10 protein-coding genes are annotated in these 14,197 nt (G+C 47.2%); 5 read left to right on the forward strand and 5 right to left on the reverse strand.

Annotated elements, in window-relative coordinates:
* The 3 genes from ACQY6Q_RS12700 to ACQY6Q_RS12710 all read left to right on the forward strand — a co-directional run.
* On the forward strand, positions 1-635 hold a 635-nt coding region (locus ACQY6Q_RS12700; RefSeq protein ID WP_427981930.1), incomplete at its 5' end, for a zinc-binding dehydrogenase.
* An 83-nt stretch (positions 636-718) separates the two neighbouring features.
* Entirely contained in the window at positions 719-1,771 is a 1,053-nt protein-coding gene (locus tag ACQY6Q_RS12705) for a polysaccharide pyruvyl transferase family protein (RefSeq protein WP_427981932.1), read from the forward strand.
* 12 nt (positions 1,772-1,783) lie between these two features.
* Positions 1,784-2,893 (forward strand): glycosyltransferase family 9 protein, encoded by a 1,110-nt coding sequence (locus ACQY6Q_RS12710; protein ID WP_427981934.1) that lies wholly within the window; start codon positions 1,784-1,786, stop codon positions 2,891-2,893.
* Positions 2,894-2,933: 40 nt separating this feature from the next.
* Here the strand turns inward: ACQY6Q_RS12710 and ACQY6Q_RS12715 are convergent, their stop codons facing one another.
* Positions 2,934-4,709 (reverse strand): polysaccharide deacetylase family protein, encoded by a 1,776-nt coding sequence (locus ACQY6Q_RS12715; RefSeq protein WP_427981936.1) that lies wholly within the window; start codon positions 4,707-4,709, stop codon positions 2,934-2,936.
* Positions 4,710-4,829: 120 nt separating this feature from the next.
* Between ACQY6Q_RS12715 and ACQY6Q_RS12720 the strand changes: the two genes are divergently transcribed.
* Both ACQY6Q_RS12720 and ACQY6Q_RS12725 read left to right on the forward strand, forming a co-directional pair.
* Positions 4,830-8,000 carry an ABC transporter substrate binding protein gene (locus ACQY6Q_RS12720; RefSeq protein WP_427981938.1) on the forward strand — a complete coding sequence of 1,057 codons (3,171 nt, stop codon included), beginning with the start codon at positions 4,830-4,832 and terminating at the stop codon, positions 7,998-8,000.
* A gap of 45 nt (positions 8,001-8,045) precedes the next feature.
* On the forward strand, positions 8,046-8,804 hold the full coding sequence (locus tag ACQY6Q_RS12725; protein WP_427981940.1) for a class I SAM-dependent methyltransferase: 759 nt from the start codon (positions 8,046-8,048) through the stop codon (positions 8,802-8,804).
* A 394-nt stretch (positions 8,805-9,198) separates the two neighbouring features.
* Here ACQY6Q_RS12725 and ACQY6Q_RS12730 read toward each other — a convergent pair whose 3' ends face one another.
* The 4 genes from ACQY6Q_RS12730 to ACQY6Q_RS12745 all read right to left on the reverse strand — a co-directional run bounded on the left by ACQY6Q_RS12730 (position 9,199) and on the right by ACQY6Q_RS12745 (position 14,183).
* Positions 9,199-9,612 carry a GNAT family N-acetyltransferase gene (locus ACQY6Q_RS12730; RefSeq protein ID WP_427981942.1) on the reverse strand — a complete coding sequence of 138 codons (414 nt, stop codon included), beginning with the start codon at positions 9,610-9,612 and terminating at the stop codon, positions 9,199-9,201.
* Complete coding sequence (gene fabV / locus ACQY6Q_RS12735) at positions 9,609-10,802, reverse strand: enoyl-ACP reductase FabV (protein WP_427981944.1); 1,194 nt, start codon at positions 10,800-10,802, stop codon at positions 9,609-9,611. The genes ACQY6Q_RS12730 and fabV overlap by 4 nt, the downstream gene beginning before the upstream one ends.
* 93 nt (positions 10,803-10,895) lie before the next feature.
* Positions 10,896-12,533 carry a diguanylate cyclase domain-containing protein gene (locus tag ACQY6Q_RS12740; protein WP_427981946.1) on the reverse strand — a complete coding sequence of 546 codons (1,638 nt, stop codon included), beginning with the start codon at positions 12,531-12,533 and terminating at the stop codon, positions 10,896-10,898.
* A 177-nt stretch (positions 12,534-12,710) separates the two neighbouring features.
* On the reverse strand, positions 12,711-14,183 hold the full coding sequence (locus tag ACQY6Q_RS12745; RefSeq protein ID WP_427981948.1) for a dihydrolipoyl dehydrogenase: 1,473 nt from the start codon (positions 14,181-14,183) through the stop codon (positions 12,711-12,713).
* Positions 14,184-14,197 lie beyond the last annotated feature (14 nt).

Raw genomic sequence — 14,197 nt, forward strand, 5'->3', positions numbered from 1 at the left:
ACGCCTTTAAGCTTCCCGATGAAATTAGCGACGACTTAGCGGCGATTTTTGACCCCTTCGGTAATGCTGTGCACAGCGCTTTGTCTTTTGACCTAGTGGGCGAAGATGTCTTGATTACCGGTGCAGGCCCAATTGGCATAATGGCGGCGGCTATTTGCAAGCACGTGGGGGCACGCCATGTGGTGGTCACCGACGTAAATGACTACCGCTTGGATTTGGCTAAACAAATGGGCGCGACGCGAGTTGTTAACGTGGCCAAGGAATCGCTAAAAGACACCATGGCTGAACTGAACATGACCGAAGGTTTTGACGTAGGCTTAGAGATGTCGGGCGTACCCAGTGCCTTTAGTTCGATGCTGGAGTTGATGAATCACGGCGGAAAAATTGCCATGTTGGGCATTCCCCCTAGCGATATGGGCATCGATTGGAGTCAGGTGATTTTCAAGGGTTTGGTGATCAAAGGTATTTATGGCCGTGAGATGTTTGAGACGTGGTATAAAATGGCATCTTTGATACAATCTGGCCTCGATTTAAGTCCGGTTATTACTCATCACTACTCGGTGGATGAGTTCCAACAAGGCTTTGATGCGATGCGCTCGGGGCAAAGTGGCAAAGTGATCCTCGATTGGTCGTGATTGTTATACACTAGTCTCTGCTTATCGGCTTAGCTCAAATGCTTGCTTGGTGCTGACTTACAGATAAATGAATTTGGTAATAAATGATGAATATAGTTTTTTCGACTACTCGCCAATGGAACCCCGGTGATGAGTTCATTTTAATGGGTACTGAGTACCTGTTGAGCAAGGTTGTAGGTAAATATAACCCGATAATTTTTAACCGTAATCCTCAGATTCGACGAGCTCGGAAATACGATTTCATCAAAGCCGTAGACAACGCTTTGGGTAAAGACTTTGCTGAGAAATTCTTGGATAACTCGGTAAAAGAGCGCTTACCTATGGACTACGCCGATATGGCGGTATTCGCCGGCTCGCCAGAGTGGCGCGGCATTCGCACACGTAAGCTTTATGAGTCGATTCGCGAATATAAAATTCCCACGGTTTTTCTAGGTTTAGGCACCAGTGGACCATTTGAGTACAACGCCGAGCAGTTTTCAGAAGATGAGCGTTATGCTTTTGATAATGCCAAATTGATTACTTGTCGCGATGAGGTGTGCCATGCCGCACTGGCCCCGATTGGTGCGCATTACTTGCCTTGTCCGGCTCTGTTTTCAAGCCCGACTTTCCGTCAAGTTAAGCAGGTGAAAAAAATCGGTATTCTTTACGGTACCAATAGCGCGGTGGCTTGTAATAATGTTTCTGATGATACCTATCAATTTATGATGCGTAATTACAAGGCGATGATCGAGCAATTATCGGCTGACTATGAAATTGAATTTGTCGCTCATTACATCGACGAATTGTCTGACTTTAAGAAAGACTTCCCAGGTCATACTTTACGTTATTCCTTCGACGCTAAGGATTATCGAGACATCTTCAGTGAGTACGATTTAATGGTGGGGTATCGCGTTCATGGTATCGGTATGTGTGCCTCACAGGGGACGCCTGGTGTGATGATTGCCCATGATCCGCGCGCTAGCACGGTGAAAGGTTTCTTAGCTGATATGGTGACTTTGGATGCCAGTACCGACGAGTTCATGGCGGTAGTGCGTTCGGCCATTGAAAACGTGGAGCAACGTAGCCAAGCCCTGATTGAGCATCGCCAAGCAACAGAAGCGAAATACCTTGAGCTACTAAAAACCGCTTTGGCTTAATTCGGATACGCCATGGCTATTAGTGACTACTTACACGGCGTTCGTCGCTCAAGAGATAAGTTTAACTTTGCACTTGGGCGCAGCTTGTTCGACCGCAACTTGCCGCCACTAGAAAGGCTAGAGTCTTGCGACAGTGTCTTGATCGTGCGTAGTGACGGAAAGATAGGCGACAGCTTAGTGGCGTCGTTTATCTATCCAGAACTAAAAAAAGCCAATCCGAATATGACCATTGGGGTGCTTTGCACCGCCAACACCGCGGCGATGTATGAAAGTAACCCCGCTATTGACCATGTTCATCATTATCCTAAACGCGCCAAGCTGTGGCAGGTGAAAAAACTCATCTCCCGGCTACCTTATTATCAAGCGGTAATATTTCTGCCCGAAACGGTAAAAGCACGAGACTTCTTGATGCTAGGCTGCTTAAAGGCGCAGCTTAACATCGGCATTGCTCAAGGCGTTGGTTTAATTAACTGCAACATTCGTGAGCAGGTGTTGGGTAAACCTAGTCAGCAATATTTTATCGAAGCCGCTAAGCGTTTAGGCGTTACGGTGGAAGATGCCAATTATCGCTATACTTTGCCAGCGGAAACCGAGCAAGCCGTATTGGGTTTTTTAGCTGAAATGCGTGGCCAATATATTGCGCTTAACCCTTTTGGCAATGCTGGTAAGCGCTCATTTACCGAGGAGCGACTTATACAAGTGGCTGCGGGCTTAAGAGAAGCCTTTCCGGAGTTCTCTTTAGTGATTCTGGCTTCGCCCAGTAACCAAGCTTTGGTAAGCCGAGTCGCCGAGCCCTTGGCCGGAGTGCATTGCTTAGCACAAACTCAAAGCATCGACCAAAATGCGGCGCTGATTAAACACAGTAAGTTGTTTATTAGTGTGGATACCGCCACCGTGCACTTAGCCCGTTGTTTTGCGAGTCCTATGGTGGCAATTTATCGTCCCGACCCCGCCAATTTCGCCATGTGGCAGCCTAACTATCAACCCACCGAAGTGGTGTTTTCTCGTGAACCGAGCAATTCGCAGGAAGAAGTCAACATCGGTGAGTTTGACTTGGCCGAATTACTGCAGAAGTGTCGCCAGCTTTTAGCTAGGCTTACTACCGAGTCGGCGCAAGCTTAATATTACCAAACCCAGTTTGCTAAGAGGCTAAAGCTGGTTGTTATTTGGCTTTTCTTAGGGTGTAGTTGCCCTTAATTTTTCGCCATAGGCCAAATCTACTGGTACTGGGGAACATCACTATGCGGCGGATCTGCTGCAAGTCTTCATGCATCGCTACAGGGCCTGAATCGGTGGCTACGGTAAATTGATAGCCTGCCTGTTTCACTATCTCTTTGCTTTGCTGGTTGTGGTTACCGTAGGGGTAAGCAAAGGTGTTTAGCTGCCGCCCTAGCAAGTTTTCTAGATCCAGTTTGTTTTGCTGTATTTCATGGCGTTGTTCTGCGTCACTCAGTTCAGCCAATTTAGGGTGGTTAAGGGTATGTCCACCAATTTCAACGTAGCCGCTTCGGTCGATATCGCGCAGGGTTTCTGGGCTCATTAGCTCAAAGCGTTGTTCGGGTTTGCTGGGGTGCTCTACATCCCAACGGTTGTGATCAGTACCACTGACAGCATAGATGACTGCTTTGAACTGGTATTTTTTAAGTAAGGGCAACAGCAAGTCGTAATTGTCCTGATAGCCATCGTCAAAGGTCAAAATAATATAACGTTTGCCCGGATTAAAGCGATGCTCTAGGCCTATCTCGGCTAATTCACTGAAGGTAATCGGAGTTAAACCCATGCGTTTAATGGTTTGGAAATGCTGCTCTAGGCGCTCAGTGGTCACGTAGGTACCATAGGTGCCGGCCAAGCTGTCATCTTTAGTCACGCGGTGGTACATGATGATGGGGATTTCCCTTTGCTTGGTATAAACATAGGCCCGTTGATAGAGCTTGAGCACTTGTTCACATACACCATCGAGATCGTACTCGGCTTTGACAGCTGTCACCAACTGGTCACTCACTGGGGCCTGCTGCTGAATTTGGGCTAATTGTTTGGCCAAGCTCGAGTAATCTATATCGAGTTCGGTTCTGCCATCATCGGCCACATCGCCAAAGTTACTAGCCAGCGCTGCTGGCAGGTTGGCTTCGGTGATATAGCCTAGAGCCTTCGCTTCACCCACGGCAAAGACCTGTTTTTGGCACAGTAGTGCTTCCATGGCCACGCGACCGGCTCCTATCACTAAGTCGGCTTGTTGGATGGTTTCTCGAATATTGCTGCTGTAACCACAAAACTCGACCTTGGACTCAAACTCAGCAAAGCGGGCATCGGGTTGACTGCCGCTAATCACTTGTACACGATAAGCATCTAAGTCGATGCATTGTTTCAATAGCTGGTAAACCAACTCACCTTTGGGGCCGGTGAGGCGGCCGATGATTTGAATCATTGGCTGAGGATTATTGGCAGCAGGCAAGGGATAGAACTCTTGGCTGTTGATGCCATTGCGCAGCACGCTCACCTGCTCTGCGGGTACGCCTAAGTCACGAATAATTTGTTGAGCAATATTTTCACATACTGCTAGAGCGTGGTAACCCAAGGCATGAAATTTTTTGCGCGAACGGTGTACGGGTTGCCGGCCGTGTACGGTGGTAACCATGGGGGTATGGGTGAGTTTGCAGGCGATGTAGGCAGACCAACCCGAGGCTCGGCTATGGGCGTGAACTAACTGAATTTTGTATCTAATAATTAAGTAGATAAGATAGAATACATGCCAAAATCGGCGCGGCAGACTACGTTTATTGAAACGCAACTTAAAATGTGGCCCTTGATGGGGGCAACTTAAAGTATCGGATACGTAAAATACTTGATGGCCACGTTGGCTGAGTCGGTTGCCAAGTTGAGTCGCGTAGACTTCGGCTCCAGTTACCTCTAGTTGCGATAGAGCCATCAAAATATTCATAAATATGATAAACCTTGCTGTAGTTTGGTAGCATATTCTACAGAACTGGAATGACTAAGCCTAGTGCTGGTAATCACGCGGGGCTGGATGATAAAAATGGATAAAAAATGACGAAGGTGGATGAATATTTTGCTGAATAATTTATTCATTCGGGGCTATTCACTCAGCGCTTTATTTAAGCTGCTATTGGTATTGTTGTGTCTGAGTAGCAGTTTTAACGCCCAAGCCCGAACCGCCCGTGTTTTAGTATTAAACTCTTATCCGGCAGGGCCACAATGGTATGCCGAGTTTGATCGAGGCTTACGCCAAGCGACAGCCGAACAGTCAGTATGGCTGTTTAATCGACAACTCTCACCCTCGGCGAACCCCGATGCAGGTTACCGCATGGCCCAAGATGAGCTGTTGAAGCAAGTTTTGCTCTATTACCAGTTTGATTTAGTGGTTAGCGTTGGTGAGCAGTCTTTGGCTCAACTGGTAGCTCTGCAGGACCAAGAGCTATTACAGGTTCCGGTGATCGCCGCTGGTGCCGATCTCTCTGGCTACATGGGGGCGCATGAGCGCTTGTTGAGTGGGATTCACGAACAGTTACCCTTGCGTGAAAACTTGTTATTAATTCGTCAATTAGTCCCCAATTTAGAAGCTGTTCACTTATTAACCGATGATAGCCCCATGGGCCAGCAGGTGCGTAATAACTTTACTCAACTCGCCAAGCAGTTTGCCATCTCCTACACCCTGTGGCAGGGCGGTAATTACGAAGAGGTTAAGGCCAAAACCTCGCAGCTTTCACGAAATCAAGCGGTGTTATTGGGCAATTTGCACTTGTCTAAGATCGGTCAAAAGCAACTATCAGAACAAGCGATAGCGTCTTTGTCTGAGGCTTCTCGGGCACCTTTATTTAGTTTGTGGGGGGATGCCATTGGTTATGGGGCGGTCGGGGGCTTTGTTAGCTTGCCAAATACGCTAGGCGAAGCGGTGGGGCAGATGCTTAACCAAGTGCTGCAAGGCACCGATATTCGTGATATTCCGATTGCTGCACGTGCTCCTCAGCACTACCTGTTTGATAGTGAACAACTGGCGCGCTGGAAAATATCACCGACCCATTTGGCAAAAAATAGCATATTGCTCAATCAGCGTGCTTATCAAACCTGGTTTGAACGTTACCGTTCATTGCTAATCGTGGCGGTTATCTGCTTTGTATTGGTGGCAGTGGTATACGCGATTTGGTTGCTTAACCGTCGTTTGAAACGTCAGGCCTTAGTTCAGCAACAACAGCTCGATAGGGTCTTCACCTATACTGAGCAGGCCTGTGCTTTGCTCGACGTTGACGGTCACGTATTGTTAATGAATAAGGCGATGCAGCAACTATTAGGTGAGCGGGCAGATTTTCTGGTCGGTAACTCTTTGCTAGATAGCCATATTTGGCAGAGCCAACTCGATCTAAAACAGCAGCTCAGAGAGGCCATCGCTCAAGGTTTAAATGGTGAAACGCAGCGCTTTCAGGCAGATTTTGTGCAGCAACAAGGCACATTGTTATATGACTTTTCGCTGAAGCCGCAGCTGCACCAGCGTGGGCAGCTGGAAGCGCTAGTACTTGAAATGCGTGATTTAAGCCCTCTACAGCAGCAACAGCAGCAACTAAAACGGAGTGAACGGCACTATCGAAGTTTGTTTGAACATAGTCCCGCGATGCTGTTTTTAGTGAATCATTTAGGGGTGATTGTATGTTGTAACCAGGTCGCGGCAGAACATCTTGGTTTTAGTCAGCAGCAGTTAAATTTGGCCCAATTACGAACCTTATACACCGACCAACAACTGCAGCTCAGTCTGTTGGCTTATTTGCATGGCATTGGGCAAGTCAAACAAACTCGCCAAGTGGCCTACCAAACCAACCAAGGTAAAATCCTTTGGTTCAAAGAGTCTTTTGTCAAAATGGCCGACGAAGATTTGTATATGCTGGTTTGTGAAGATATCACCACCACGCGAAGTTTGGCTAAAGAGCTAGATTTTCATGCTAATTATGATTCGTTAACCGGGATCTACAATCGAGGATTTTTCGAACGCCGCTTAGAGTATTTACTAGGTGATAAGCAGCCGAATGGACTGCAACATGCTCTGTTGTTTATTGATTTAGCCCAGTTCAAGGTGATTAATGATACCTTTGGCCATGCCTCGGGCGACCAAGCTTTGAAGCAGGTGGCGGGAGTGTTAAATCAGATGTTGCCGGAGCAGGCGATTGTAGCCCGCCTAGGTAGTGATGAGTTTGCTATTTTGCTTGAGCAAACCTCGTTGCAAGAAAGCCTAGCATTTGCCGACCAGGTCATCGACAAGCTTAGCGATACTCATTATGTTCATGACGAACGCATGTTTAGTTTCGGTTGTAGTATTGGGGTAACCTTATTCCAGCAGCAGCAAGGCTCTTCTCAGCAGGTGTTGGCGCAGGCTGATAATGCTTGCTTTACTGCTAAGTCTTTGGGGCGCAGCCGTGTCTACCTGTATCAAATGGATGACCAGATGTTACTGGAGAGACAAGGACAAATTGAATGGGTGACCCGGATCCAAAAAGCACTACGTGAAGAACGCTTCTTGTTGTATGCCCAAGCCATTGTGCCTGTTTCGGCCACCGATAGTGACTACTTACACTATGAAGTATTGATTCGGATGATTGACGAAGACGGTAGAGTGGTTCCTCCGGGGGCATTTTTACCAGCAGCGGAAAACTACAACTTGGCCGACCGCATCGACCGGGTGGTGATTGCTAAAAGTTTGCAATGGCTCAGTGAAAACCCTGGCCATTTAACGCGTTTAAATATGTGTTCGATGAACCTATCCGGCCAGTCTTTAGGCAATACCGAGTTTGTTGAATGGTTGCTGGCTACCCTTGAGAGTAGCGCTTTGCCGATGAATAAACTGTGTTTTGAAACCACCGAGACGGTAGCGATTGCTAATCTGGATGTGGCCACTCAGTTTTTCCAAAAAGTTCGCCAGTTGGGTTGTAAAATCGCGCTCGATGACTTTGGTTCTGGTCTATCCTCTTTCGGCTATTTAAAGCAGCTGCCAATTGATTACTTGAAAATTGATGGCATTTTCATTCGTGATTTAGAAAACGATAAAATGGATGCAGCCATTGTAAACAGTATCAACCAAATGGCTCAGGTGATGGGCAAGAAAACCATTGCCGAGTTTGTGGAGAATCAGGCGATTAATCAGATATTGGCCGAGATTGGTGTGGATTACGCTCAGGGTTACCATTTTGGGAAACCTGTTCCGATTGAAATGCTGGTATTAAAATAATGCCGTTTCTCGCAAATTTACTAAGTTTTTCAGGAGAGTCGTTAATTGAGTGCTGAAGCGCCCCGTTTATATTGCCTGCCAGATGCCGATTTGAATTACGCCGAGTCGTTACAACGGCGTTTCTCTATGCTGCGCGTAGCGGAGTTGCCAGAGACGGGCTTTTGCTTATTACTAGATGGCAATGGCTTAAGCCTGCGTTGGTGTGATGAAGCCAAGCTGGGGGCGATTAAAGTCGACTTTTTAGCGGGCAAAGCGGCCCATCGTCGGCATTATGGTGGTGCCGAAGCGGTAAGCAAGGCGGTAGGCGTGAAAAAGGGCCAGCGTCCCAGTGTGATAGATGCCACCGCCGGTTTAGGTCGAGATGCTTTTGTATTGGCTAATCTGGGTTGCCAAGTCACTATGTTCGAACGCTCCCCTTGGGTGGCCGCCTTGCTGGAAGATGGCTTGAATCGGGCTAAAGCCGATCCTGATATCGGGGAGTGGGTGACTCAAAGAATGAAGTTAATTCATGCCAATAGTATTAGCGATATCCAACAGCATCACTTACAAGCGGAAGTTGTTTACCTAGACCCCATGTACCCCCACCGCAAGAAGTCGGCACAGGTGAAAAAGGAAATGCGCATCTTTCAGCATTTAGTCGGGGCCGACTCGGATGCCGATGAATTACTGCAGCAAGCCTTAAACATTGCCAGCAAGCGGGTAGTAGTAAAACGCCCTAGTACTGCCACACCTCTTGCGGGGAAAGCGGCTGCCAACCAACTCAGCACCAAAACACATCGGTTCGACATTTACTCCATTATTTAGTGTGTTTTATTCAGTTAGCAAACAAAGCGCTTATTTTTAATGAAGTCACTAATTTTATTTGTTAATTTTCAAAAGATTGTACTATTTGAAAACACCGACTTGTTATCTGATAAAGGACCGTTTATTGGTGTCTAAGTCTTATAAAACATAGGTTTAGCTTGTAATTTCCAAGTAAGGTTCGGTTCCTTGATCTAGATCACTTATTTGGTGAATTTAAGTGAGCTTGATCGAATTTCTTGGGATAAAAGGGGAAAATACTTGCATCAAGAAAACGCTATCATTACTCTATTTCCATCGTTCCACGGACTGGCGCGATAAAGAAATAAGATCTGACCTTTGTTGACCGACAGAAAAACTGGAGAAGCTGATGCTTCTCCTTTTTTTCGCTCAAATTTTAAGGGGTCAGTGCTTGTTCCATTTTTACATAAGCCACACCATGTTTATCGAAAGTGTCACTGCAAACGCTAAAGCCCAAGCTTTGATAAAAGCCTATGGCACTGCAACGCGCATCAAACCAAAATCTTTCCAGTCCTCTATGTTGATGCTGCTCGATTAAGCTCTGTAATAGCTGACGGCCAAAGCCACGACCTTGATATTGTTCCAGGCAGGCAAACTTACGTAATCTTAACTGGCGTTGCTCGGTGAACAGTGAGGCCACAATCACTAAGTCTTCGTCTAGCCAGCCACCAAAGTGCTGAGCTTGTTGGTCTTCTGCGACTCGGCAAAATTCAATCGAGTGTTGCGGCCACAGTACTCGTTGGCGAATGGCCAGTGTTTGTTCTGCATTGATCGGACGAATCTGGATCATGGCTGTAATTCTTTTAAGGCAGTTTCGTCAATCGCTTGCTGATAGTCGACGCCATCTATGGCAAAGCCATTTAACTGTAAAAAGGCTTGTTTATACCCGGCGAAGTCGGTGACTTGTTTAAAGTTATCGCTGGTAATTAAGGGATAGCGCTGATCAATTTGCTGTTGCACTGGGTTGCTTAGCTCGTAATCGTCGATGCGCAGTTGCTGTTGCCGGTCCAGTTTAACTATGCCGTCCTCGGGGTATAAATGTTGGCTAAATAAGCGATAGCTTTGCTCTAGGCATTCTTCATGTAGGCCTTGTTCTTTCATTACCTTATAGAGTAGTGCGATGTATGGTGACATCACCGGAATGTAAACACTGGCTTTGGTGACCAAGGCCTTGCATACACAGGCGTAGGCGTGGCCCTGTAGCTGTTGGCTTAATTGTTGGTTGAGCTGTTCGGCGGTGGCGTGCAGGTGCTGTTTGGCGCGGCCAATGGTGCCATCTCGATAAATGGCGGCGGTACGCTCTGGGCCAACATAGGAATAAGCAATGGTGGTACAACCCTTGGCTAATACCTTGGCCTGTTGCAGGGCGTCAATCCAGTTTTGCCACTCATCTCCACCCATTACCTTACAAGTGGCTTCAAGCTCCTCGCTACTGGCTACCTCCACCGTTTGAGGCTCTAGTTGCTCGGTTTGTAAGTTAATACTGTAGCCATGCAGCGGCTTGTCGGTGGTTTTTAGTACTGATTGCCACTGCCCAGAGGCGGTGGTGCGTTTGCCGGTCGCTAGACTATAGATAACTAAGTCTACCTGACCCCCAAATTGGTTTTTGATGTAATCAATCACCTCGGCTCGCATGGTTGGCGAAAAAGCATCACCAATGAAATTTTTGGCGATCAGGCCCTGCTGTTCTGCGAGTTGGCGGAAATAGATATTGTTATACCAGCCCGCCGTGCCAAGGCCTTTTTCACTGGGGCCGCGCTCAAAGGAGAGACCAATGGTATCGGCATTGCCGGCAAAGGCGAGGCTGAGTCGAGAGGCTAAACCAAAACCTGATGACGCGCCCAGAATCAGCACCTTCTTAGCGCCTTGTATTGTTGGCTGTTGTTTTAGGTAGTGAACTTGTTGTTGCAGATTGGCTTGGCAACCTAGAGGGTGGCAGTTACGCGCTACATTGCCAGTGAGTTGGGGAGAAATAATCATCAGCTGATCCATTAAAACGGTGAATGAATAGTCTACAGCGTTTGGCGCTTGCTGAGGCTTAGTTATATCAAGCTGAGCCGAGATAGTGCAACTTTAGGCGAGTTGGATGTTACTCAAGGGTTTGCTTTTTTGTTTACGCTGAGCCTTTTGTTGATACATGGTCATGTCGGCTTTGTAGAACAGTTGCTCGGCATCTTGGCAATCATCGGTCGTAGCGCTACCAAAGCTAATACCGCTTTGCGCGGTGCCATTAAGCTGAATGATTCTGTCGGCAATCGCTAGCTTTTCATCAACTTGTTGACGGCTAAGCTCTTGGCTAAAGACCGCAAATTCATCGCCGCCAATTCTAAATAGCTGCACTTGGTGATTAAACACCAAAGTGAGGGCATCGGCTACTAGCTTAATTAACTTATCGCCTTCTTGGTGGCCTGCTTGGTCATTGATGGTTTTTAAATAATCGATGTCGATGAGAGCTAAGCAGAGGTAGGGAGCTTTTTCAAACGGGATCTTGCCGACATATTCATTAAATGCATAGCGGTTCTGTAGGCCGGTCAAGGCATCTGAGCGAGCGGCGTCGCGCTCTTGATGAAGTTGCTCGGCCACCTGCGCGGATCTGATGCTGATTTGTTTGAATTTGTAATTGAGCGCGAGCGACATCAACAGGGTATTGGCGATGGCGCACAGCACCACAGATAAATCTGCCGCGAGGATTAAGGAGGTGGATTTCGGGACAAAAGAAGAGGCTAGCAGGCTGGTAGGCACCAGCAAGATGAGAGTGGATAATACAAACAAACGCCCCTGTATTGCCGTTTTTTTGAAACTGTAGATGGCACAGACAAACGAGAGTGCAACCCATAACAAGCATATCGTATAAACAATCACCACTGTCCAATTTATCCAAATCACAATGATGGGCATGGCAATGATGCTAAGTAACATAACTAGGCGGTTGGCGCGCCATAACGACAGTGAAACTTGCTGTAAGTCGAGAAAGCGTGAATAAAACAACAAGCTACATAGCGGAATAAATAGTACTGGCAGCATGTAGAGCTTAGGGTTCTTGATGCCAAATAGGTCGGAGCCGATATGAAAAATCGAGGCCAAAGCAATCACAATGGCAAACACATAGGCGCTGAAGTAGGCAAAGACTCTGTCTTGTTGCACAAAGCCAATGGCGGCATTGTAAATGGCTAATACCAATACCGCCCCTAAACAGAAAGTAATGATACTGGCTCGCCAGTGATAAAGTTGGCTCATGCGAGGTTTGGGGCCAAAATTTAACTGCGGTTGTTCGGTATAAAAGTGGCTAGATACACGAGTGATTAACCAATAGCCGCCTAGGCTAGGAGTATCGATGTGGCGCGCATAGCTAAATAAGTATTCGTAAGGATGCAGGTAACCACTGCTTAAATGGCGAATTTGATTGCCTTCGGAGTAAAGGTAGTAATCGATATTTTCTATCGCCGGGCCATCAACGCTGGCAATCCATTCTTGGGGGTGAGATATATCAATTTTTTTGACCAGCCAATAACTACCGCCGTTAAGCGCCACGCTATCGACATTTTGCAGCTTGGTCAGCCAATTTTTGATGTCGTTATAGCGATGTGGTAATACTTGTTGATCTTCGGCTAAATAGATTTGCTGCTGGCCGCTGTAATCGTCGGCATGTGCGTTATGCATTAAGCCGATGAGCAATAGTATGAGGCGGAAAAAATTACTAAAGTGAGTCATGAGCGCTATTACTGAGCATCCTTGTTCAAATAAAGCTAGGGTTAGCATAGAGCAAACTGGCGGTATTGATAAGTTTTACTCTGTGTCTAGCCCATACTAACCTTTTAATATTTTTTTTGTCATTAAAAATGAAAGCCCCGCTTAATTGCGGGGCTGTTGTTATTTGGCTTATTGGGATTAGCTACCCACACCACATTCCATACAGGCATCAATCATTTCTGGGCCAAGGTGTAACTTGGCGTTGAGGTCGCGCAGAGCGGTACGTAAACCCTCTTCTATTACCGGGTGATAGAAAGGCATGTCCAGCATTTGCGAGACAGTCATCTTGGCTTGATGCGCCCAAGCTAACAAGTGAGCTAAGTGTTCGGCGTTGGGGCCGATAATTTCTGCGCCTAAGAAGCGGCCTGTACCTTGTTCGCCATACAGGTGAGCCATGCCCTTATTGACTAACATCACGCGGCTACGGCCTTGATTTTCAAAACTGACTTCACCCACTTCAAAACAGCCACAATTACCTAAGCGTTTTTCTATGTCACGGTAGCTTTCCCCTACCATGGCGATCTGTGGCTCACTGAATACCGCCGCAATTGGGGTGCGGCGTAAACCGGCGCGAACCTCATGGCTGCGGCCTGCGTTATCACCGGCGATTTTACCTTGATCGGCGGCTTCATGAAGCAACGGAATTTGGTTGCTGGCATCACCGGCAATAAAAATATGCGCTAGCGCGGTTTGCAAGGTGTAGTGATCGGCAACCGGTACACCGCGTTGGTCGAGCTTAATATCTAGTTTGTCTAAGCCAAGTTTGTCGGTATTGGGTCGACGACCAGTGGCTGCCACCAAGTACTCTACTTCGGTTTCTACGGTGTTACCTTGCTTGTCTTGGTAGCGAAGTCTCACCCCATTGTCACTGCGTTCAATGCTGTCAACTTTAGCGTCGGAGTCGAGGTAAAATTCTTCAGCAAATACCTTGTTGGCATAGTCGTTTAAGCTTGGATCGCTTAAGGGACCAACAATGCCGCCAATACCAAACATCAGGACTTTCACGCCTAAACGATGTAAGGCCTGACCCAGTTCTAGGCCAATCACACCGGGGCCAAATACCGCTACTGATTTGGGTAGCGTGTCCCACTCAAAAATGTCATCGTTTACCACTAAGCGTTCACCCAGCTCATGCCAAGCGGCAGGGTAAGCGGGCCGTGAACCACTGGCGATAACGATACGTTTGGCTGCAATCACCGATTCGCTAGCATCGGCATGTTTTACTTTTAAATGCTGAGAGTCGATAAACTCGGCATAACCTTCGAGTTTATGTTGCGGCTCAATGCCTTCAACAGACTCCAATACAAAACCAACAAAACGGTCGCGTTCTGATTTGACTCGTTGCATAACTGCATGGCCATCGATTTGTGGTTTGCCCAAGTTAACGCCAAATTGGGCAGATTTTTCATATTGATGAGCATTTTCTGCTGCGGCAATCAGCAGTTTGCTGGGCATACAGCCCACTCGAGCACAAGTGGTGCCGTAAGGGCCCCCTTCAATCATCAATACTGAGTCTGTGTGTTCTTTGGCTGCACGGTAAGCGGCTAAACCTGCGGTTCCACCGCCGATAATGGCTACATCTACAGATTGTGTTACTTCGAAATTGGACATGGTAATACCTTTGA

It is taken from the genome of Agarivorans sp. (assembly GCF_050295395.1).
In the GTDB taxonomy this organism is placed as follows: Bacteria; Pseudomonadota; Gammaproteobacteria; order Enterobacterales; family Celerinatantimonadaceae; genus Agarivorans.